The organism is Paenibacillus sp. MT124 (assembly GCF_058792755.1).
This window is the reverse complement of sequence record NZ_CM179500.1, coordinates 3,716,678-3,738,462: the sequence shown is the minus strand read 5'-3', so window position 1 is coordinate 3,738,462 and position 21,785 is coordinate 3,716,678. Positions and strand designations below refer to the sequence as shown.

Below are 21,785 nucleotides of genomic sequence, written 5' to 3'. Positions count from 1 at the left end.
CACTAATGGAAGATGGGTAAAAATGAAGAAGGCAGCCGGGTGAATCCCGCTGCCTTTTTGTCATGAATTCTTTCTGTTCTTAACCACCGTAAAGAGGTCAGCATTCAATTCATAATACATAGAGATAAAATCGCGAAAATGTTGAACCGAAGGAGACAATGTTTTTTGTTTCGTCCAGGATAAACTAATCGGGTAGATCGCTGAATCATCAGCAATTTTTATATAGTGCAACCCCAGTTTTCTACATACGGAAACAGGTAACAAAGCAACTCCCTGATCAAGCTTGATGATTTCAAGCAGTGTGTGTGAATCCACTTCAAAGGCCTGATTGGGTACGAAGCCTGCTTTCCCGCAGAGCATGGTGGTAAAGTTGCTGTACTCCACATTATCGGCAAGAGATATGAAGGGTTCGTTTGCAACAAGATGTAACGAGATGTTTGCCTTTCCAGCGTACGGATGATGGGAAGGTACAACAAGAACAATATCCTCATTAACCAGCACACAACTCTCAATCTCCTCATCCTGGATCGGATGACCTGTTATTCCTACATCGATGTCCCCTTTTTGCAAGTTTGTGATGATTTCGCTCTTCGTTCCAATGCCTTGATGAATCTGGGTTTGCGGGTTGCTATTAATATATTCGCTAATTAGCCCGGTAAGGAATCTTGGATTCGTAATCGAAATTCGAATGATGTTAGAAACGTGTTGTTCTTCCGATTGGATCTCCAGTTGTGCATTTTCAATTTCGGTGAAAATCCGATTAACATGCTTCAACAGAATTTTCCCTGACGAATTTAATTGAATGTTTCTTCCTTTTCGATCAAACAAGGTTGTACCAAGCTCATCCTCTAATCTTTTGATCGTCAGGCTTAAGGAGGGCTGAGCAATATTCAGTTGTTGAGCTGCTTTGGAGATATGTTCGGTATAGGCAACGGTTTGAAAATATTTGAGCTGCAGCAATTCCATTCGTTTCGCACTCCTTATTTATTTCAATAAATATATATAGTACTTATTATGTATTATATTAAATTTAAATATTAATGTAGAATTTTATTTGTGAGAGAGATAAAAACATAACATAAAAGGTAGGTGTCCTTCATGAAAATCGATGTGAATAACATAGCCAAAAATCTGAATACACCCCTAACGGCACCGGCTTACCCCATGCCACCCTATAAATTTGTGAATCGGGAATACTTAAATATTATTTATCGAACGGATGAAAAAGCTCTGCGGGCAGCGGTACCTGAACCACTGGAAATTACTGAACCGCTGGTTAAATTTGAAGTGATGTGGATGCCGGATGTCTCCGGATTAGGTGCATATACCGAAGCTGGGCAGGTTATCCCTGTGCGATTCTATGGTGAGGATGGTGACTATGTGCATTCCATGTACGTGGATAACTTTCCTGCGATTGCAAGTGGCAGAGAGCTCACGGCGTATCCCAAAAAGTTAGGTGCACCAAAACTATATATTGATTCAGATACACTTGTGGGTACGCTTGATTACGGAACGCTTCGTGTTGCAACTGCAACGATGGGATATAAGCATGTTCCGATGGATAAGGAACTCGCCAGAGATGAAATCTGCCGGCCTAACTTTATGATGAAAATTGCTACGGATTACAGTGGGAATTTAAGAATATGTGATTTGATTCGAACCCAAATTACGGATATCGAAGTGAAGGAAGCATGGACGGGACCAGCACGGCTTCAGCTTTTTGAACATGCACTCGCACCCCTTGCCGACTTGCCTGTATTGGAAGTTGTTTCAGCTTCACATATCCTGACAGACCTGACCTTAAACGCAGCACAGCCTGTATATAACTATCTTGAGCAGAAATAAGGAGGAAATTACAATGAGAATTGCAATACTAGGAGCAGGCTCTTTAGGAACCATCGTAGGAGCATACCTGGCGAATGGCGGCATGGATGTGGAGTTAATTGATGCATATCAGGAGCATGTCGATGCCTTGAATCAAACGGGAGCTAAAGTGGTCGGTACAACGGAGTTTCATGCAAAAGTTAAAGCCATCACTCCTGACCAAAAATCAGGGACATATGATCTTGTGCTGCTATTGACCAAACAATTATCCAACGGTACCATCCTTCGGGAATTGCTTCCGTTCTTACATGAAGAGAGTATCGTGTGTTCCTTACAAAATGGGATTCCTGAAGAAAACGTGGCTTCCATTGTTGGTGCAGGGCGCGTTATTGCGGGGTCCGTTGAGTTTGGCGCCACGTTCATGGAACCAGGTGTATCAAGCCTTACAACGGAGTACGCCCAATTCAAAAAGTATGCTTTTCAGATTGGCGAATTAAATGGAGAAACGTCCGATCGCATTCAGCGTGTAAAATCGGTTTTGGACCTGGTAGGTGGAACACACATTTCCGACAACTTAGTTGGTACCAAATGGTCCAAGCTGCTGATCAATAATGCGTTCAGTGGTCTGTCTGCGGCATTGAACGGAGAATACGGAGATATTCTGGATGATGAAGTCGGTATTGTAAGTGCCGTTCATATCGCAGACGAAACGATCAAGGTCGGACATGCGAATGGGATTGAATTTGTCAAAATGAACGGATTCGATATCGCCTCCCTTGAACTCAAAAGTGAACAAGACATTCCTGAGAGAATTAAAACGTTAAAATATGTAATGGAACCTTCCCGGCTGCTCAAAGCAAGCATGCTACAAGATCTGGAGAAAAAACGCAAAACCGAGATTGATTACATTAATGGAGTCGTTTCGAGCAAAGCGGAAAGTACAGGAATTGCGACACCGTATAACGACTTGGTTGTTAAGCTGGTCCAATCTGCTGAAGAGACACAAACGGTTCCTGATTTTCAGACGAACATTGTAGAATTTAAACATCTGGTAGATCGACGTTAATGCGTTGATATAAATTCCTTGCCTGATAGAGAATAGAATTCCATGAAAAGCCGCGATTTGCGGCTTTTTTTGTCGAGCCTGTTCAACTCTAGTTAATCGAGAAAGAGTACTATCGTTAACTTTCCATTTACTTAGGGAGCGCACTCTCCTAACAAATCCCACTTATGATAAAACAATGTTTGTCAAAGTGGAGCAAGCAAAAATGGAATAAAAGGAGATGCGGGTTAAATTGAACAGAAGAAGGATTCTTCAGCGAAGTATTGCAATCGCTTTATTAAGCAGCATGATCTTGACAACCGGGATGCCTCTCACATCACTGCCAGCAGTTTATGCAGAAAGCCTGCCGCAGGGAGACAGCCAGGAACAGACACAAGTCACTCAAGCCGTAAACGTTCAGGTAGACCACACCCCGGCGGATTGGATTAACGAAATGCAGGATTACACGGTTACTGCAATAGTATATGGCACTGACCAGTCATGGACCGGGCGTATCTCTTATTCGGTAGACGGTCAAATGTATGCTCCGGTGGAGCTTGTCCCCTTAGAGCAGAGTCCGGAAACCTATGTGGGGAACATTCCTGGTGAGAATTTGATCGGCAGTGAGTTAAACTATGCCATTGACATCATGGATGAGGAAGGAAAAATCATTCAATCGACAGGATACTCGGCGGCCATTCGACCTTCCATGTCCCACATGCAGCTGTCCACAGGACCAGAGCTGCTGATTACTGAGATGGTACCGGATACGACCAATTTGCCTAACGTCAGCTCTGATGCGTACGAGTTCATTGAGGTCTACAATAATACGGATCATGACATTAACTTCAAAGATTATTATTTCTTCTACAATAATAAGGATAATTGGAAGACAGAAGAAGATGCGGATATCATCATTCCTGCTCGAAGTCCGGCCGTATTCTGGATTTTGAACGGAAGCAACAACGATCTTACGGCAGAGCAATTCAATGACAATTACGGAACAACCCTAATAGAAGGGGAGCGCTTATTCCGTATTCAGGGCGGAGGTGGTATGGCGAACGGAAGCGCCAGGTCACTTGTGATTAAAAATCAAATGAGCGAAAGTATTGTTGCCGCAGCTTATGAACCGGCTCAGGTTAAAGCGAATATGGGGATCTTTTTCAAGCATCCGGCTGCCGGAAACATGCAGATGAGCGTCTTGGAGAATTCCGGGAAAGTTGCTGCCACACCAGGAGTCATTGATCCTGAACAAACCGTTCCGCCTGTTGTGGATGAAGGATCACAAACCGAAATTGTGCATACGGTCCCAACTGCTGCCTTGGCCATTCAGGATTTTGAGGTGAAAGCGCAGATTATAAACCTGGGGACAAATGCGGATGGAACCAAACCTTCGGTCAAGCTGTTATACAAAACGCCTTCCCAACAGAGATTCACCGTCATCACCATGACTAATGTAAATGACACAGACGAGTATACCGCAACGATTCCGGCGTCTGTACTTACAGAGCCTGAGCTGCAATACCGGATACAAGCAGGTAATCTGGACAAGCCATATTCTGCAGAGGTTCAATGGGATGCATTCAATCCGTCCAAAGCACCAACGCTGCTTATTACTGAGCTTGTGCCGAATACGGCGAACGTACCGGGGACGTCCACGGATGCCTATGAGTATATCGAGGTATATAACAATACGGACCAACCGGTTAATTTTAAAAACTACAGCCTGTACTATCGTTATCCTGATAAAGGACCAAGTGCCGACGTGGAATGGGGAGTCGTTAATCCGGATTTTGTTATTCCAGCGCAGCAATCGGTTGTATTTTGGATTAAAAATAGCTTAAACACGGCCTATACCGTGGAGGAATTCAACCAATTTTACCAAACCCATCTACTCCCAAATGTTACACTGCAATCGATCCAGAGTGATGGTATGGCGAATTCCGGACGCAGAGCGCTCGTGATCAAAACGAATACGGGCAAGGAAATATCCTCTGCCTATTACGATGCTGATCAGACTTATGAAAATGGAACCAAAAGTGATGAAACGAAGGAAGACAGGGCGATCACTTACGCCTACCCTGCAAATGGCAGCACAATGATGATCAAATCAAGTTCGGGTGTGCAATCTCCATCGCCAGGCAGTATCACGCCGGAGCAGGTTCCTGCCGTACCTGTTCATGTGGAGGCGGACGCAGTCCCGCCAACGGTTCAGGACATGACAAACATGACAGAAGTTGACCAATCCGAGGGATTGGAACTCATCGTCGATGCCAGAGATAACCGCGAAGTGACGTCTGTGGAAGTATTCGTCCGCTCTGACAAACAGGCTGAATTCACGGCGCATCGTTTGACGGAAGATTACGATGACACGATGTACCATTATAAAATGACATCAGCTGATCTCATCGGACGCAATACCATTGAGTATTACTTTGTCGCTTCTGATGGCATTAACGAAACGAGAACGGAAACGACCAGCATATCCGTGACCGGTGGAGTAGGTGATGAACCGCTTCGCCTGAATGTTAAAGATGAGGATATCATTCAAGGTGTCCATACAATTAAAGGAACCTCGCAAACGGAGGGTATGGATGCTCGCCTTACCATCGACGGCAAAGCTTTACCCGAAGGTGAAACCTTCGCTGCGCTTGAACATGATGCATACTTCGTATTCGAAGCAGTTAACGTCGATTATTATTTCAAAAACGCAGTAACGATGGGTCCGTCGGAACTGGGGGACGAATCGATTCTCTATACGTTCATGAACCCAATTACAAGCTATACGACATTATCCTTTCCTATTGATTCGGAACGTTTGCTTCAGGGGGATAATGTGATCTACATCCGGGCAGGTTCCAAAACCTCGCCGTTTGATCAGCGACCGGAGGAGAACAAAGATGACTTTGAAGTCAAAAACGTTCGCTTGCTTTTGGCTGACGGGACTGAAATATGGGATCCGGCCTACGCTGAAAAAGAAAAACAGATTAAAATGGGTGATTCTGCCGGGAAAAGCGAATCAATCGGCTTCCATTTTGAGCTGAAACCGGAACATCTTACGGCTAAAGCCTATGAATGGGACACCACCCGCATCAGCGATGGAGCGCATCAAGTCGCTCTAACCAATGGTCAAGAGCAGTTAACGGCCAAAGTCATGGTGGACAATACGGCACCTGACATTAAGCCGACCGTTGAAGATGGTAAGACATATCGTGGAGAATTCGTCATTGATGCCGAAATCGAGGATGCGATAGCCGGCGTAGACAAGGTTGATGTGAAGCTGGATGACAAAGTAATTACTCTTCCGTTAAGAACCACGTCGGGAGAGATGCAAGGTGGGAATCATGTCCTGCACATTCAGGCAACGGATAAGGTGGGTAACGTTGCGGAGAGAACGGTAAAGTTTGAAGTGCCCGATGAGAACCCGCTACCACCGGAATTGGTGGCGCCTAAGCAAAATCAAACCAATGTTGGCACAGACGCGAACCTGACAGTTAAAGTTCAGGATCCAAGCAAAGACGCCATGAATGTAACCTTTTACAAAGGGTATAAATACGATGCAACCCGAGCCGAGGGTTTTGCAGGATACCTGAATACTTCCGTTACGGAGCCGCCTAGAGAAATGGTTCCTTCCGGAGAAAAGGCCATGAATGCAGAGAATTACAATAAGATTGCTGCGGTAGACGGAACATATCTCGTCAATGATTCGGTTGAGCAGTTTCCTTATCAACGCTTCGAAGTGAAGCTTGATTCAACCGTGAAAAGTACAGATCGTGTTGAAATCGAATGGCAGGGCAAGTCGCTTGAAGGAAGGAAAGTAAGCTTGTATGCCTGGAGCATAAGCGAGCAAAAATGGGATCAGCTGGATCAGATTATTGCCGGTACAGAGGACTTTGAATTAAAGGCTGTGGTACAGGCGGGTGATTATGAAAACGAAGATGTCATTCAGCTTATGGTTCAGGACGAAATAGCGGAAACAGCTGCTGCTGCAGGCAATAAGCCTACACCGGAATCACAGGACCCGTACGATTTTTCATTTGTTTGGATGTCGGATACGCAGTACTATTCCCAGAGCTATCCACTAATTTATCAAAACATCGTCAACTGGATCGCCGGGCAAAAAGAAAATATGAACATCAAATACGTTATTCATACCGGGGATGTCGTCGATAAGGCAGACCAGGAGTACCAGTGGATTGAAGCAGACAAAAACATGAAGGTACTCGAGGATGCTTCGATACCTTATGGAGTATTGGCAGGAAATCACGACGTGGGTCACCAGGATAACGATTATGCGAAGTTCCAGCAGTATTTTGGAGCGAATCGATTCATCAATAATCAGGTATTTAGTGGTTCATACGAGAATAACCGTGGACACTATGATTTGGTTTCGGCGAACGGTAATGATTTTGTCATTGTGTATATGGGATGGGGACTTGGTGAAAAAGAGATTGAATGGATGAACGATATCGTTTCCAAGTACCCGGAACGTAAAGCAATTCTCTGTTTGCATGAGTATTTGCTCGTATCCAATAACCGTTCACCGATTGCGGATCAGATTTTTGAGAAGGTTGTTAAACCGAACAAAAACGTGATTGCTGCTCTTTCCGGGCACTATCACGATGCCGAGCTTAAGGTCGATCAGCTGGATGATAACGGAGATGGCATTCCTGACCGTAACGTCTATCAAATGCTGGCAGATTATCAAGGTGCTCCGGAAGGTGGACTTGGTTATATCCGGCTTATGCAGTTTGACATGGCAAACAACAAGCTCCATATCAAAACGTATTCACCTTATCTAGATGACTACAACTATTACGATCCAGAGATTGAACAAGGCAAAGATGAGTTTAGCCTTGATCTTGGTTTGGCACCAACAACAAAGCGAGTAGCCACGGATTATATCGGGGTTAAAGTTTACACAGATGAGAAGATAGGCTCAAAAACGAACGTAGCGAGTGGACGAGAAGCCTCTGTGGTATGGAAGGGACTCTCTAACGAAAGCTACTATCAATGGTACGCCAAAGCTGAAGACCAGCATAGTGGAAGTGCTCTATCCGATATTTGGGGATTCTCTACAGGGACCTCTGCTCCTGGGGGACAGACTCCGGGTAATGGAGGAGGTTCAGGTAACAGTAATCCGGCAGCTCCAGCAGATAATAATAGTGTGACGAAGCCAGCAGCACCGATCAGCAATGGTCAAATTACGCTTAATCCATCTTCGGATGGTAGTTATCGTGCCGAAGCACAAGCGCTGGAGCAAGCCGCCGGTTCAGCGAGTGGAGGGGAAGTAGTCATTACACTTGCTGGCATACAAGAGCAGAACAAGAACGGGAAGTTTGATGTATACCTACCTGCCAGTGCGGTGAAAAAGGTGAAAGCAGACGGGCTCTCCATAGAGATCTCATCACCTGTATTAAAAGTCACGCTCCCGGCTGGTTCCCTGCCGCAAGAATGGGGAGAGACAGACCATCTGCTGCTGCGTCTCAGTACTGTATATGACAATAATGCGAAGCAGGTATTGGATAACAATCTATTGGAAGAGCAGCATTATTCCCGCACGGAGTTTGTGCAATCGCTTCGTATGTTCTTGATCCAAGGGGAGAACGAGACGGAGGTTACGAAATTCGGCAGTCCGGTCGAGATTAATCGAATCTTGACGGCTGAACAGCAAAAACAGATTCAATCTGAATATGCGGGTATATATCTGCTTGGTCAAGGAATGGAATATCAAGGTGGTCGCTTCGCAGCTGGAAAGGTGACTTTTGAGGCGGAGCAGCCAGGCTTGTACGCAATCCTGGAATATCACAAACAATTCAAGGATATGAAGGACTCCTGGGCAGAACGATATGTCCATACGTTGGCTGCAAAACATCTGATTCAGGGGATGGACAAAGAGAACTACGGTCCTGCCTTACAGGTAAGTCGAGGCGACTTCATTACCCTGATCATGCGTGCGGCGGGGTTGAATTCTTCTGAAAAAACCGAGGTTTATGCCGATGTACCAGCGAATGCATATTATGCAGCAGCCGTTGCTCAGGCGACCGAACTTGGTATTGTACAAGGAAATGGTAATCTCTTCAGGCCGAAGGATTCAATCAGCCGCGAGGAGGCAGCCGTGATGCTGATGAAAGCACAGCAATTATTATTTAAGGAGAAGCAGGAATCCACGGTAAAAGGAGTATTCTCTGACCAAAGCCAGGTATCTGCTTGGGCTCAAGCTGCTGTAGAGCATGTCAATGCTCTTGGACTGATGACAGGCAAAGCGAACCTACGCTTTGATCCGAAAGGTAAAGTCACACGGGCAGAAATGGCCAAAATAGTGTATATGCTGATTCATGAATAAACATCTTGCCATGCATCTCGCACATGTAATTCACACAGAGGAAGTCGCCTGAATGGCGGCTTTTTTTGTTTTATCTGAACAATTATTATTTACCCTCACTCAGTTTCTAGTCGGCGAGCTTTAAAATCAAACTGGTGTTATCCTTATAGATTTAGGTTACAAACGCACGCAGTGTTATTGTCATTTATGGCACGTGTTAATATTGTCCTGATTAGGTTAATACGGTATATTGAAAGTGGTTCATTTCCTATATATAGGAGAATTCATTCATAAGAATCCGCAAAGTAAATGACTAGGAGGAATCAGACTACATGGAAGCAACTGAAAAGAGATGTCATGATTGTGGAGGAAATTCATTTGTACAAGCTTCAGACTTTATCAACCTCCGTCCGGTGGATAAGAAACTAGCGATTGGATCTGAAAAGGTGTATACCGTTTGTCTGAACTGCGGAGAAGTGGTATCGATCAAAGTGAAGAATCCTGAAAAGTTAAACCAATAGTTGAATCATTTCTTATTATTCTCTCATTAGGTAATTTATGAAGATAAAGAATAAGCCCTTCTTCGATTCCTGTCGGAAATAGAGAAGGGCTACTGGTGAGAGATAGATTATTATTTATGCTTCTTTAAAATATCGAAAATGATCTCTGCATTATTCGTATTGTCAATCAGGCCGGAGAATCGATGACTTGCCGGACCGTAAGCGTAGACTGGCACGTCGTCTCCCGTATGTCCGCCTGTCGTCCAGCCAGTGAACGAGCGGTTATCAATAATCGCTTCGATGGCATTGTCGATCGTCGTGACATCTGCGTCTTTAGCTGCGGTTTTTACCGATTGAATCTCCTCGGAAGTTAACCCAAGTTTGAGATAGCTCTTAAGTGTTTCTTCCACGGAAGCCCCTTTAGCGATTTGAGCTGCCATGAAATCTGGAGTGCGTGCAGCGGCTTTGATCGGATCCACGAAAAAGTTATATTCTCCGTCTTTCCCGAGCGTAAGTCCACCAGTGGAATGGTCAGCCGTTGCTACGACAAGTGTCTCTCCATCTTCTTTGGCAAAATCAATAGCCGCCTCGAATGCTGCAGCAAAATCCTCCATTTCGCTCATAGCCCCAACGATGTCATTATCATGACCCGCCCAGTCGATCTGGCTTCCTTCAACCATAAGGAAAAACCCATTTTCGTTTGAGCTCAGGCGGTCAATAGCTGTATTGGTCATCTCGGCCAGCGAAGGCGTTTCGCTAGTACGGTCAATCAACTTGTCCATACCTCCGTCAGCAAATAGTCCGAGAATCTGTTTATTTGTATCCTTGAGAAGGGCACTGCGATCAGTCACGTAGCTAAAACCGGCTTTTTGAAACTCGTTCGTCAAGTCACGATCTTCACGTACAAAATTGGTTTTTCCTCCACCTAAAAGTACATCAACTTTGTGCTCTCCATTGATCAATTCATCATAATAATCATCTGCGATTGCATCCATGTTCTTCCGGCTTATATCATGAGCGCCGAAGGCAGCAGGTGTAGCATGAGTGATCTCTGAGGTAGCTACAAGTCCGGTGGACTTTCCATTTTCCTTGGCTTGCTCCAAAACCGTTTTCACTTCAGTATGGTCATTATCAACAGCAATAGCTGCGTTATACGTTTTCACGCCAGCAGACATTGCGGTCGCCGCGGAAGCCGAGTCAGTTACGTTTTGTGTCTCGTCATCCGGATAGGTCATTTGAGCGCCCACAAGATAATGATCAAATACCGTTTTCTCCATGATCTTAGTCGAAGGGTCATCCTTCATATAACGGTATGCGGATGTATAAGCCGTTCCCATGCCGTCACCGATGAGGAAGATGATATTCTTGATTTTTTTTGTCTCTACACTAACGGCTTGTACCGCGTGGGCTTGACCGGCAGACAAGACGGTAGAAGCAGCAAAGACCAGGCTGAGTGCAGCTGCAGGTAGGACTTTTTTGGATAATTTCACGTTAATTCCTCCTTTTATTATTAAACATGAACATATGTAGCTTTATTCATTTGTGCGTCAATATGAACATTATCATTCGACTGTAAAAGAAGTCCCAGTCCTCTGTAATCGTTGTGTAAAAAGTTTACAAAAAAAGTGGACCAGCAAGTGCAGACAGGGAATGGAAGGAAGCCCTGTGGATAAATGCTGTGAGTGTGATGCCTGAAGTATACTCATAATTTGCTATCAAACCGGAGGTGAATGGTTTATGATCAATTCATTACGATGACAAGCAGCGAGGGCAGAAGATGAAACAAATAAAATGGATCGATAAAGTAAAAGCCATGGCGAGGGAGATTAAACGAAATGTATTCGTCTTGTACCTGGCGTACAAGGATCCTCGGGTATCTTGGTTTGCAAAATTAATTGCTGTCGGCGTAGTAGCTTACGCGTTCAGTCCAATAGACCTGATCCCTGATTTTATACCTGTACTTGGGTATCTTGATGACCTGATTATAGTGCCGCTCGGCATTACAATAGCTTTGAAGCTGATTCCTCAAGAAGTCATCCGGGATTGTAGGGATAAAGCGGAGGAGATCCGAAAGAAAGGTAAACCCACGAATTGGATTACAGGAGGATTGTTTATCCTTGCGTGGATCGTCTTTGCCGTCTGGATTGGTTCGATCTGCTATAAACTTTTCACCTAAATGAAGAGGCCCACCTGAACTAGCAGATTCAGATGGGCCTCTTTCTTATTAGAATATTAAGCAATCGATATGCTATTTAGAGTCGATGTGAAAGATGCCAATTTCGTTATAATGCTCCAGCTTATAGTCAATGGTACCAAGACTGCAGTTCAGCACATCCAGTTGTTTCAGTATATTTTGTCGATGCTGCTCCAGCATAACCTTTCGCTGTTCACTCGTGGAAGAACCCTCAAGGCATAACAGCATAAATGCTTTGATATCCTCCAGGGACATGCCGCTGTCCTTCAGGCAGCGGACTAACTCCAGCCAGCAGATATCCATTTCGGAATATTGGCGGGTGCCGTATTCTGTCTTTTTCAACAAAGGCATTAAACCTGCCCTGTCGTAGAAGCGTAACGTGGAAGGCGGTAATTGGGTGCGTTCCGCGACTTGTTTAATCGTAAATTCCAAGCAAATCTTCCTTTCAAAAAATCGATTGAATGGCTTGACTTAAACCTAAGTTTAACCACTATCCTAAGATTGTTCAATAGAGCGTTTTCAGGAGAAAAGCTCTCATTTTAACATTCATTGAAGGAGTGATTGGGTTGAAGTACAGAAGATTGGGCAGAAGCGGATTGAAAGTAAGCGAAATCGGATTGGGGAGCTGGCTGACCTACGGGTCGGCTACATCGGAGGAAGCTGCGCGTGCCTGCATGCATCAGGCATATGAACTGGGCATTAACTTTTTCGATACATCCAATTCCTATCCCGGTGCGGAGCAGGTAATGGGCAGTACATTGAAGCAGTATCCACGCAGCAGTTACGTACTGGCTACAAAGCTCTTTTTCCCACAAGGACCGGGTCCTAACGATCGTGGATTGTCACGCAAACATATTATGGAGCAGTGCGAAGCGAGTTTAAAGCGATTAGGTACCGATTATATTGATTTGTATCAGTGCCACCGCTTTGATTCCGAAACACCTATTGATGAAACGCTGAGAGCTTTAGATGACTTGCAGGCGCAGGGCAAAATTTTGTATGCGGGTGTCAGCGAATGGACCGCAGCACAGATTGCGGAAGCCTCCGGGATCGGCAAACGCCTGAATCTGCGTCCAATCATATCCAATCAGCCGATTTACAACATGTTTGAACGTTATATCGAGAGAGAAGGTATTATTGAACAATGTGAGCAGGAAGGGCAGGGACTTATCGTATTTTCTCCATTAGCACAAGGTGTGTTGACGGGCAAATACAAACCTGGACAGCAGATTCCAGTAGGAACAAGGGCTTCCAATGATCAAACCAATGGGGTCATCAACAGTTACTTGCGTGAAGATGTGCTCCAATGTACCGTACAGCTGTCTGAACTGGCCAATGAGCTTGGGGCAACGTTATCCCAGTTTGCTTTGGCCTGGATTCTGCGTCAGCCTGCTGTAAGTTCGGCCATCATCGGCTCCAGTAGACCGGCACAAATTGAAGAAAACATCAAAGCAACCGAACTGGAACTTACTTCTGAGATCATCGAACGAACGGAGAAGATTCTATCGTCAATCAGCCATTTTGCACCGCTCAGATAGACAGTGAGAAACTGATTATAGGGTGGCAGACGACGTAGAAGATGGAGCGATGAATAACAAACGTATGGGGACTGAAAGTACTTTAGTAGAATTCGGGATACTGCCCATTTAGAAAAAAATGAAGGATGTAAAAGGCCCTGCCGTTTCTCAGCAGGGCCTTTTACATATCGTTTCAAGTAAAAAAGTAGCGTTTCACTTATTTTAGAGATGAGTTTCCGGTTTACTGTTGCAATCGGGAGAAGCAAGTCTAGGGAATGTCAGCTTGATCATCGTACCTTCGCCAATACGTGACTCCACCATGATCGTTCCTTTGTGCGCCGCCACCACTGCGTAAGCGATGCTCATACCAAGTCCCGCACCATCACTTCCCTCGTCGGTGTTGGTCCCTCGGTAATAACGATCGAAGAGACGGGATTGCGTCTCCGCGTCCATACCTACCCCATTGTCACGGACGATAATGAAGGCAAGCTGTCCTTCGCTTATAACGCTCAGTGTGATTTCCGTTCCTGGCGGGTTATGCTTGACAGCGTTGGAGATCAAGTTATCGAGCAAACGTTGGAACCATTTTGGATTGGCTAAAATATGAAGAGAAGCCGGGCTTTCTTCGAAATCGAAAACCACGTTTTGCAACGTTACATCGTTAACATAGCGTAGCACGGCACGTCGAACGAATTCATTAAGTTCAAGCGGCTCCAGCTTTTCACCTGGCGTATGATTTTTCAGTTCAAATGTAAGCGAGAAGTCCTGCAGCAGTTCCAGCATATATGTACTCTTTTCGCGGATTGTGCCTCCAACCTCTCTCAGTTCATCCTCACTCCAGCTGAACTGTCCACTCTCTAGCAGGTGACCGTAACCCTGAACGGTTGTAAGTGGTGTACGTAGATCGTGGGAAATGCCGGTCATCCATTCTTCACGAGATTGCTCGAGACGCAGGCGCTCATTGCGGGCAAAGGCTAATTTATCTGCCATTTCAGAGAAGCCCGCAATGACCTCATGGTACAGCTTATAACGGGCACGAAAACGGCCTTTTCTGCCAAAAATCTTCTTGCGCTCTTTCTCGGTAAAGACCTCCTCGTACTCGCCCCGGCCCATTCGCTCGAAACCCCTCATGAACAATAGCAGAGGACCGCCGTACCGGTAGCCGTGCCAGACAGCAAGACCAAGGGACAGCAATAATATCGCTAAGCCGATGGTAACCAACACAATTAGCATGGTACGTAATATCGGCTGGTTCGTTGATTCTGCTTCCTCTCGTGGTCGCTCAATCAGCCATGTATATTGGGAAGCGGGGTCGTAATGATAAGAGACGTCGATCTTGGATTTGGCTGGTTGCTGGCTCATTTCAATCAGAGCGAAGGCCCCGTATTCCTCATGGCCTGAAGGGAAACCCAAGCTCTGAACGATATGACCGCTCTTGTTTAGAACAACAAGTGAAACTCCGATTGATTTCACTTCATTTTCTAATTTTCTAGCCGCGGAGTCCGTTACCTTTCCATTCTCGGAGTATAGTTTGTACCACTCTTCAAGCTTCGCTCCGTCCACGTCTTTCCGCCCGAGCAGATAGAGATTTCGGTCACCCAGAATCTCTTCGTACAAGGTCGTAACCTGGTATTCATTCAGCCTTCTAGTATCACTGATGCGCAGTAGATCAGCAGCAGAGTACTGCTCCGGCACCTCTTCAGGTACGTTTAGATTATAAACTTCCCGACCACTTTCGTTGACGATCTGGAGCCAATATCCCTTTTGTTCAAGCTGGCTTGGCCAGAAAGAAGGAAGTTCCACGCTGTCGCCTTCGATGGTGGTTTCAATCGCCAGTGAATCCAGCACATCTGAGGGGATGTCGGTCTTCAGCTGTTCGTTACCTATGTGATACATAATGGTGAATAAAGAAATTAATACGATGGCGAGAACCAACAGCCAAATGGTGAAGAACTGGATGGTAAAATGTAACCCCAAACGCCTCTTAAAGCGGCTATGTATCTTTTTGGCTTGCTTTTTCATACGTTGTCGCCCTTCACGAGCTTATATCCGAGACCTCGAACAGTCAAAAGATAACGTGGTGAGCTCGGATCGGACTCAATGCGTTCGCGTATTTTTCGGACATGAACCATAACCGTATTATCGTCGCCGAGTCCGTCAAAGCCCCAGACTGATTCGTACAATTGGGATTTGGAGAAGACAATGTTTGGATTGCGGCACAGGAACAGTAGCAGTTGGTAGGCTTGAGCAGGGCAGGGCATGTTTTGGTCGCCCACAATCAGCTCGCCTGCCCGTTCATCAAGAATAAATCCGCCGAAATCATATCGTTGACGGGGATCCGCGTTAGGTGTGGCTAACGATTGGACTGTTGATTCGGCAATTCCTCGTCTCAAGCGCGCTTTAATTCGGGCAGCTATCTCCAGGGGATTGAACGGCTTGGTAACATAATCGTCGCCACCTACAGCAAAGCCCGTCAGTCTATCTAGATCGGTCGTTCGAGCCGTCAAATAGATCAGATGTGCGTCAGATTGTGCCCGAATCTGCGGTCCAAGCTCAAAACCAGTGCGGTCAGGCAGCATCACGTCGAGCAGGATAATGTCAGCGCCATATTCAAGTAGAAGACGCATTCCTTCTTCCGCATTGTCTGCTGTATAGATATACTCGAAGCCTTCCTTGCGCAGTACGAACTCGATCATCTGCACGATGGCTTTTTCGTCGTCCACGATTAGAATTTTTGCAGAATTCATTGGAAAATTCCTCCTTGTCTTCATATTGCATTAGTCATTGTACCAGAGAAACCTTAACGGTGCTTAAAGTAAGCAGTTTGTTTTCATTGCTGCGTTAAGGAAATGTTAAGGTAGGCTTTAACGCTCATTTAGGGCAGGGCACTATGCTGTATACAGAGGTGATTGAATTGAGTACATATAAAAAGCGCGTTCAATTAATCGATGGACTGCGCGGATTCAGCCTGGTAGGCATTGTATTGGCGAATATGTTGATTTTTCAATACGGTCTGTTTGGGGAGAGCGAACCGCAACTGTTTGGGATTAAAGGGGCGGACTTGGCTTTTCATTCATTCCTGAATATCACGGTGGTAGGCAGCTTCATGCCAATCTTCGCGTTTATGTTCGGGTTCGGGATGATTAAGCTATCAGAAAGCTTGAAAACAAGGGGACTAAGGCCGAAATGTCATCTAGCCCGCCGTTTTCTGCTTCTATTGATTATCGGGCTGCTGCACTCGACATTTCTGTGGGAAGGGGACATATTGGCATTTTACGGAGTTACTGGTTTCTTACTGTTGATGTTCCTGAACCGGAAGCCAAAAACGTTATTCGTATGGGCCATCATACTACTTACGATTGCAGGGCTTCTTGGTCTCCCGTCTTCTGATTCGTCAGACCCGATGGCTGCTACATCACAGGGCATGATCAACTACATTGTGCAGAGCCAGGATATATACGGTAATGGCAGCTATATGGAGATCAAGGACTTTCGCAATAATGCAGATCCATTTGCGGAAATGGGAACAAATTTCATCTTGCTTGTTATCGTGTTAGCCCCAATCATCACGCTTCCGATGTTTCTGCTCGGCATGCGTTCCGCCAGAATCGGAACATTTGACAATCCACAAGCAATGAGACGTACATATTATCGCCGCACAGCGGTCCTTGTGCCGGTCGGACTGTTACTTAAAGCATATGGCGTATTAGCCCCGCAACTGGGTGCAGCAAGCTGGCTTGGTACCGGTATTGGATCAACACTCGGAGGTATGCTGCTTGCACTGGGCTACATTTACGCTTTTGCACTCCTGTATACGGGAAACCACCGTTCTGCTTTAATAGCAAGGTTTGAAGCGGTTGGCCGTCTCTCGCTCACGAATTATCTAATACAAAGTGTAATATGTACGTCGATTTTCTATGGATATGGACTTGGACTGTTTGGCCATGCTGGCGTGTTCGTTGGGGCGCTGATCGCCGTTGCTGTTTATTGTATTCAGTTGTGGTTTAGCCCAATTTATCTCAAGATGTTCCGGAGTGGCCCCCTGGAATACATTCTGCGTATCTGGACGTATCTGTCCTGGAGAGGGCAGCCGAAAAAGAAGAGGCGAAAACCACGGAATACGATAGAAGGGGAGGCAAACTCGCTTAAACCTGAACAAGGATATTCAGGTTGATCTTGCTTCACGTTGAGAATACCTTACATATGCCCCATTCGCACAGGCAAGCAGTCCATTTATTGCGTAAACTACAGGAGATTCAGTAGAGCGAGGTGAATTTTATGGCTAAAATCAACGATATACGCCTAAAGGCAAAGCGATATAAAGCCAAACCCGTCTGCGTGACTCTTCATAATGGTGAAACATACATTGGTTATATCGCTGAAGTGAATAACGGTGGAGTGGTGCTAACTGGTGGAGGAACCGTATTGGGCACACCGATACCAGGAGACAGCTCCCATCGTTCCAACCGGAACCGAAAGGCTGTTTCAGGCAGTAAGGGAGGCTCCTCTCATAAAAGAAAACAGGGCAAAGGCACACGTAAGCCGTCTACGCGTTCGCGCCAAATGTCGCAAGCGCAGGTTTCGTCCTTTCTGCCCCTGATGGGTTCCTTGTTTGGCGGGCTCGGTGGCGGGGCTGCAGCTGGAGGTGCTGGAGGATTACTTGGCGGCGGAATGCGGCTATTCGGCATGATTCAGCAATTCGTGCCCGTCGTGAAAATGGGCTACGGTATGATCAAGTCCATCAAGCCGTTCATGGGTGCTGTCCAAGGTCTCATGGCCGGGCCGAGTCAGGCCGAACAGGAAGAAGCATAATCAACACAAAGCCCCTTAGACAGATGTAAGGGGCTTTTCCTTTTTGACATAGAGGATTGGTGTTCCGGGTGACAAGAAATCAGAAATGCGATGGTTGACATGTAAAATCTCTTCTTATAGGTCTGAATGTATGAACAGCTTTCTGAAAAGAAGACCGTAAACGTATGCTAAAACTAAAGGCAGAAGGTAGGAAACGGCAGTCCAGTAGATGTTCCATCCATTGAAGTACACTACTCGGCCCATTTCTTTGGCCAGCCATTCAATGAGGGTAAGAACCACGGATGTAATGACTATGGCGAGCCAGGGCTTTTTGCCTTTTTTGATAATGGCATACATCATAAGACTTCCTGAGATCGGGTAGATGCCCAGATCCATTGGAAGAGCGGTATAGGACTGATTATTGGAGTTAGGGAGTATGTTCCAGAAAAAGTTGAAACCCACACTGTTGATGCAAGCAGAGACGGCTACGCCCAACGGATAAAAAACGAGAAGAATTTTGGGCTGTCTCCGTAATATCCATCCACCAATTAGAACAGGAATCACAAAACCAATAATAATATTTCCCAACATGTTGATCATTCCTCCGGTTCAACGACCATTAGCACAAAGCCAGTTTATCCATTAGTTCCTCTTATTTTTTTCCTCAAGTAGGGTATTAAGCTTCTGGTTTAATATTGTAAATTTTTTATCATAATGCTTATATGTAATAAACCCGATTACGGCTTTAACTGCAAAAAATAATATTGCCGCAATAACAATCAGTACGTAATTATGTGCGATCTGCTTGAGCCATTCATTTAACCCATTCAATCCCATTCAATCTCAATCCCCTTCTCTCTGGAAAATACTTTGATTCCTCTTTATAGGATGAACCAATTTGAAAAAATTATAATATTTTTGAATTAAAATCTATATTGAACGGGATAATTAAGATCGCTTCATTGCGTTATTATTAGCAAATGTGTCACAATAGAGGGATCATCGATTTGGAGGCCAACTATGATTCAGTCCATAGTACAGGCAGAGTGTTCTTGTTTCTGAACACCGACGATTTTTGGAGAGATTATAATGAAATAATCTCCAAAGGGATAGAATTTGTTAGAGAGCCTAAAGAACAAGATTATGGGATCGTTGCTGTATTTAAAGATTTATACGGTAATCTGGGGGACCTGTTGGAAATAAACAAGGATCATCCAATTGCCAAGCGCATCATGTAAGTTTATAAAGAGTGATGGGAAACCATTTACTTTGTGTACGTTTTTCGAGAGAATAGCATTAATGAAATGCCCTGATGATAAAAGATAGTGAGGTAGAAAAAATGATTGCAAAGACAGAAGAAGACTTTAATGGTTTGAAGGAAATTGGTAAGATCGTAGCCGCCATACGCGATGAATTGGTACAGCGGACCGTTCCGGGTATAACGACGAAAGAACTTGATGACATAGCCGGAGAGCTGTTTGCCAAAGAAGGGGCAGTGTCAGCTCCAAAAAGTGAATATGATTTTCCGGGGTACACATGTATCAGTGTTAATGATGAAGTAGCGCATGGTATTCCTGGACAGCGCGTTATTCAGGAAGGTGATATCGTAAACATAGATGTATCCGGCTCCAAGAACAGCTATTTTGCAGATACGGGAATCTCCTTTGTAGTTGGAGAGGGAGAAGAAGTATTAACCAAAATATGCGACGTTGCCAAAAAAGCATTTGAAGCAGGGCTTAAAAAAGCAAAACCCGGTTCCAAAAAAAGCGGCATCGGAAAAGCAGTGTTTCAAACTGCCAGGCAGCATGAATTAACGGTTATCAAAAATCTTACAGGACATGGTATTGGACGTACAATCCATGAAGCACCCGATCATATTTATAATTACAACGATACATCGGATGACGAATTGCTAAAAGATGGAATGGTTATTGCGTTTGAACCGTTTATTTCAACTTCTGAAGAAGAAGTATTCCAAAAAAATGACGGCTGGACCTTTGCTACCAAAAACAGCTATGTGGCTCAAATCGAACATACGATTATCCTGACCAAAAATGGTCCGATTATTATCACGGAATAACGGGAACAAGAGCGTTGTTGAAGGTCGATTTCCATTGTGAAATCGGCTTTTTTGTGTCTCAGGTTCTTGTTCCAGGCGAACGAGAACCTGAGCATGTACCTTCAAGCTTGCAACCAACCATTTGCCTTGAAAGTCTTTTTTATCTTGATTTACCTGGAGATAAGCGGTCTGGTTTGCAGGTAGATATCGAGATCCGAACTTGATCCATTAAGAATCTGATCCGAAACAATTTTGGCCAGGACACCGTTATACACCGTTCCGTTATCCCCGTATGCCATCAAAATATAGCAGTGGGGATATGTCTCGTATTGACCGAGGACAGGCAATCCGTCATGCGTGCCTCCGTAGAAGGCGCCCAGGTAGTATTCAGGTTCGGCCGGAATGTCAGGAAACAGCTTGTTAAACTCTTGAATGAGCTTGTCCTTGCTTGCAAGGATTTTGGAATCTCGGGTTGAAGCAAAGGAAGTATCCTTATCCATTCCTCCGATAATAACCCGATTGTCCGGGGTTGTACGCATATACACATATGGACGTGCAGTTTCCCAGATCAATGTTCGTTTGTGCCAGCTTGAAAAATCGTTAATCGGCTTCGTAATGACGGCATAGGAGCTTGCCAGCGTAGCATTCTTTTCGGATTTAAAATCACTATCTTCATACCCGGCTGCAATAATTACATGTTTGGCTCGGATTTCGCGACGTTCCTTGGTGTAGAAGACGGCATAATCCTGTTCGAATCGTCTGCCAGTTATCTCTGTGTTCTCATAGATCTTTCCTCCCTGAGCTTTTACTTTCTCGAGAAGTCCATATACGAATTTTAAGGGGTTCATTTCTGCATCGTCATGATAGTACAGTGCTGCCTTTTTCCGGAAAGGGTAGGAGCCGGATATGTTCTCTTCATTCCACAGATCTACCTTGAATCCATACTTCTGTAGAAGAGCATATTCTTCATTCAAAGCGGAAACATCCTCTTCATAGCTTGCGTAATAGAGGCTATCACGTCTTATAAAATCAGGATTGATGGGTAATTGGCCGCTTACTTGCTCAATATGATAAATAGATTGCTCGCACAGTTTAAGGTGACGAGCGGCTATTTCTTCACCAAAAGAGTGGCTAAGCGATACAAAGCTCTTCTCACCTGCATATTGAATCAAGGCCGTATTGGTGCTGGTACTGCCTTCTCCAACCTTTCTCTTGTCGACGATAACGACAGATACACCCTGGTCACATAGGAAATTTGCACACTGAGCTCCGGAGCTGCCAGCGCCGATAATGAGCACATCGCAGGGTATGTCCTCCTCCAACTTAGGGTAAGAGGGGGGATTAGCTATTGTTGTCGGCCAGTATAACTTACCGCTCTGCAGATCCATTCGAGTCTCTCCCTTATATATATTCGGTACGTAGTATGGGCAACTCACTGGAACTCGATGCAGGATTCAGACCAATAAGCTGCGATTCTGTATTTCATCGAAAATAATATCGAAAATGATGAAGAGAGGATAGGCTTTTTTGCCT

At 45.1% G+C, this 21,785-nt stretch carries 16 protein-coding genes and 1 pseudogene; 10 read left to right on the top strand and 7 right to left on the bottom strand.

The genetic code is table 11. The features are described from left to right. Nucleotides 1-60: 60 nt before the first annotated feature. A complete protein-coding gene (locus tag AC3RCI_RS16860; RefSeq protein WP_336781847.1) occupies nt 61-966 on the bottom strand; it encodes a LysR family transcriptional regulator in 906 nt (301 codons plus the stop codon). Between the two features lie 132 nt (nt 967-1,098). Here AC3RCI_RS16860 and AC3RCI_RS16855 point away from each other — a divergent pair, with 132 nt between their 5' ends. From AC3RCI_RS16855 to AC3RCI_RS16840, 4 genes are all read left to right on the top strand, one after another. Next, on the top strand, nt 1,099-1,845 hold the full coding sequence (locus AC3RCI_RS16855; protein ID WP_492525644.1) for an acetoacetate decarboxylase: 747 nt from the start codon (nt 1,099-1,101) through the stop codon (nt 1,843-1,845). Between the two features lie 13 nt (nt 1,846-1,858). Further along, complete coding sequence (locus AC3RCI_RS16850) at nt 1,859-2,890, top strand: ketopantoate reductase family protein (RefSeq protein WP_492525642.1); 1,032 nt, start codon at nt 1,859-1,861, stop codon at nt 2,888-2,890. Between the two features lie 229 nt (nt 2,891-3,119). Further along, nucleotides 3,120-9,212, top strand: coding sequence for an S-layer homology domain-containing protein (locus AC3RCI_RS16845; RefSeq protein WP_492525640.1), 6,093 nt, complete (start codon nt 3,120-3,122; stop codon nt 9,210-9,212). 311 nt (nt 9,213-9,523) lie between these two features. Beyond that, nucleotides 9,524-9,712: a hypothetical protein gene (locus AC3RCI_RS16840; RefSeq protein ID WP_095286610.1), complete on the top strand. Its 189-nt coding sequence runs from the start codon at nt 9,524-9,526 to the stop codon at nt 9,710-9,712. A 110-nt stretch (nt 9,713-9,822) separates the two neighbouring features. On the opposite strand, the gene AC3RCI_RS16835 is transcribed toward AC3RCI_RS16840, so the two are convergent. Beyond that, nucleotides 9,823-11,181 (bottom strand): alkaline phosphatase, encoded by a 1,359-nt coding sequence (locus AC3RCI_RS16835; protein ID WP_473828644.1) that lies wholly within the window; start codon nt 11,179-11,181, stop codon nt 9,823-9,825. A gap of 287 nt (nt 11,182-11,468) precedes the next feature. Here AC3RCI_RS16835 and AC3RCI_RS16830 point away from each other — a divergent pair, with 287 nt between their 5' ends. Next, nucleotides 11,469-11,867, top strand: coding sequence for a YkvA family protein (locus AC3RCI_RS16830; protein WP_336781843.1), 399 nt, complete (start codon nt 11,469-11,471; stop codon nt 11,865-11,867). Between the two features lie 72 nt (nt 11,868-11,939). On the opposite strand, the gene AC3RCI_RS16825 is transcribed toward AC3RCI_RS16830, so the two are convergent. Continuing rightward, a complete protein-coding gene (locus AC3RCI_RS16825) occupies nt 11,940-12,317 on the bottom strand; it encodes a MerR family transcriptional regulator (protein ID WP_095286613.1) in 378 nt (125 codons plus the stop codon). 134 nt (nt 12,318-12,451) lie between these two features. On the opposite strand from AC3RCI_RS16825, the gene AC3RCI_RS16820 reads away from it, so the two are divergent. Then, on the top strand, nt 12,452-13,423 hold the full coding sequence (locus AC3RCI_RS16820; RefSeq protein WP_471771509.1) for an aldo/keto reductase family protein: 972 nt from the start codon (nt 12,452-12,454) through the stop codon (nt 13,421-13,423). 201 nt (nt 13,424-13,624) lie between these two features. Here the strand turns inward: AC3RCI_RS16820 and AC3RCI_RS16815 are convergent, their stop codons facing one another. Next, entirely contained in the window at nt 13,625-15,424 is a 1,800-nt protein-coding gene (locus AC3RCI_RS16815) for a sensor histidine kinase (RefSeq protein WP_336781839.1), read from the bottom strand. After that, nucleotides 15,421-16,149, bottom strand: a complete 729-nt coding sequence (locus AC3RCI_RS16810) for a response regulator transcription factor (protein ID WP_336781838.1) — start codon at nt 16,147-16,149, stop codon at nt 15,421-15,423. Before AC3RCI_RS16810 ends, AC3RCI_RS16815 begins: the two co-directional genes overlap by 4 nt. A 158-nt stretch (nt 16,150-16,307) precedes the next feature. Between AC3RCI_RS16810 and AC3RCI_RS16805 the strand changes: the two genes are divergently transcribed. Beyond that, nucleotides 16,308-17,576: a DUF418 domain-containing protein gene (locus tag AC3RCI_RS16805; RefSeq protein WP_492529931.1), complete on the top strand. Its 1,269-nt coding sequence runs from the start codon at nt 16,308-16,310 to the stop codon at nt 17,574-17,576. A 104-nt stretch (nt 17,577-17,680) separates the two neighbouring features. After that, complete coding sequence (locus AC3RCI_RS16800; protein WP_336781837.1) at nt 17,681-18,214, top strand: hypothetical protein; 534 nt, start codon at nt 17,681-17,683, stop codon at nt 18,212-18,214. Between the two features lie 114 nt (nt 18,215-18,328). Here AC3RCI_RS16800 and AC3RCI_RS16795 read toward each other — a convergent pair whose 3' ends face one another. Next, nucleotides 18,329-18,784, bottom strand: coding sequence for a CBO0543 family protein (locus tag AC3RCI_RS16795; protein WP_492525638.1), 456 nt, complete (start codon nt 18,782-18,784; stop codon nt 18,329-18,331). A gap of 443 nt (nt 18,785-19,227) precedes the next feature. On the opposite strand from AC3RCI_RS16795, the pseudogene AC3RCI_RS16790 reads away from it, so the two are divergent. Continuing rightward, nucleotides 19,228-19,431: pseudogene (locus AC3RCI_RS16790) on the top strand (VOC family protein); the annotation flags it as partial. A 101-nt stretch (nt 19,432-19,532) separates the two neighbouring features. Continuing rightward, nucleotides 19,533-20,273 carry a type I methionyl aminopeptidase gene (map, locus tag AC3RCI_RS16785; RefSeq protein WP_354483767.1) on the top strand — a complete coding sequence of 247 codons (741 nt, stop codon included), beginning with the start codon at nt 19,533-19,535 and terminating at the stop codon, nt 20,271-20,273. Nucleotides 20,274-20,422: 149 nt separating this feature from the next. Here map and AC3RCI_RS16780 read toward each other — a convergent pair whose 3' ends face one another. Next, nucleotides 20,423-21,640, bottom strand: a complete 1,218-nt coding sequence (locus tag AC3RCI_RS16780) for an NAD(P)/FAD-dependent oxidoreductase (RefSeq protein WP_492525636.1) — start codon at nt 21,638-21,640, stop codon at nt 20,423-20,425. Nucleotides 21,641-21,785 lie beyond the last annotated feature (145 nt).

Excerpts from the sequence above, each read along its gene's own strand:
- AC3RCI_RS16860 (WP_336781847.1), bottom strand. The coding sequence starts at position 966 with ATGGAATTGCTGCAGCTCAAATATTTTCAAACCGTTGCCTATACCGAA.
- AC3RCI_RS16855 (WP_492525644.1), top strand. The coding sequence starts at position 1,099 with ATGAAAATCGATGTGAATAACATAGCCAAAAATCTGAATACACCCCTA.
- AC3RCI_RS16850 (WP_492525642.1), top strand. The coding sequence starts at position 1,859 with ATGAGAATTGCAATACTAGGAGCAGGCTCTTTAGGAACCATCGTAGGA.
- AC3RCI_RS16840 (WP_095286610.1), top strand. The coding sequence starts at position 9,524 with ATGGAAGCAACTGAAAAGAGATGTCATGATTGTGGAGGAAATTCATTT.
- AC3RCI_RS16830 (WP_336781843.1), top strand. The coding sequence starts at position 11,469 with ATGAAACAAATAAAATGGATCGATAAAGTAAAAGCCATGGCGAGGGAG.
- AC3RCI_RS16815 (WP_336781839.1), bottom strand. The coding sequence starts at position 15,424 with ATGAAAAAGCAAGCCAAAAAGATACATAGCCGCTTTAAGAGGCGTTTG.
- AC3RCI_RS16810 (WP_336781838.1), bottom strand. The coding sequence starts at position 16,149 with ATGAATTCTGCAAAAATTCTAATCGTGGACGACGAAAAAGCCATCGTG.
- AC3RCI_RS16800 (WP_336781837.1), top strand. The coding sequence starts at position 17,681 with ATGGCTAAAATCAACGATATACGCCTAAAGGCAAAGCGATATAAAGCC.
- AC3RCI_RS16795 (WP_492525638.1), bottom strand. The coding sequence starts at position 18,784 with ATGTTGGGAAATATTATTATTGGTTTTGTGATTCCTGTTCTAATTGGT.
- map (WP_354483767.1), top strand. The coding sequence starts at position 19,533 with ATGATTGCAAAGACAGAAGAAGACTTTAATGGTTTGAAGGAAATTGGT.
- AC3RCI_RS16780 (WP_492525636.1), bottom strand. The coding sequence starts at position 21,640 with ATGGATCTGCAGAGCGGTAAGTTATACTGGCCGACAACAATAGCTAAT.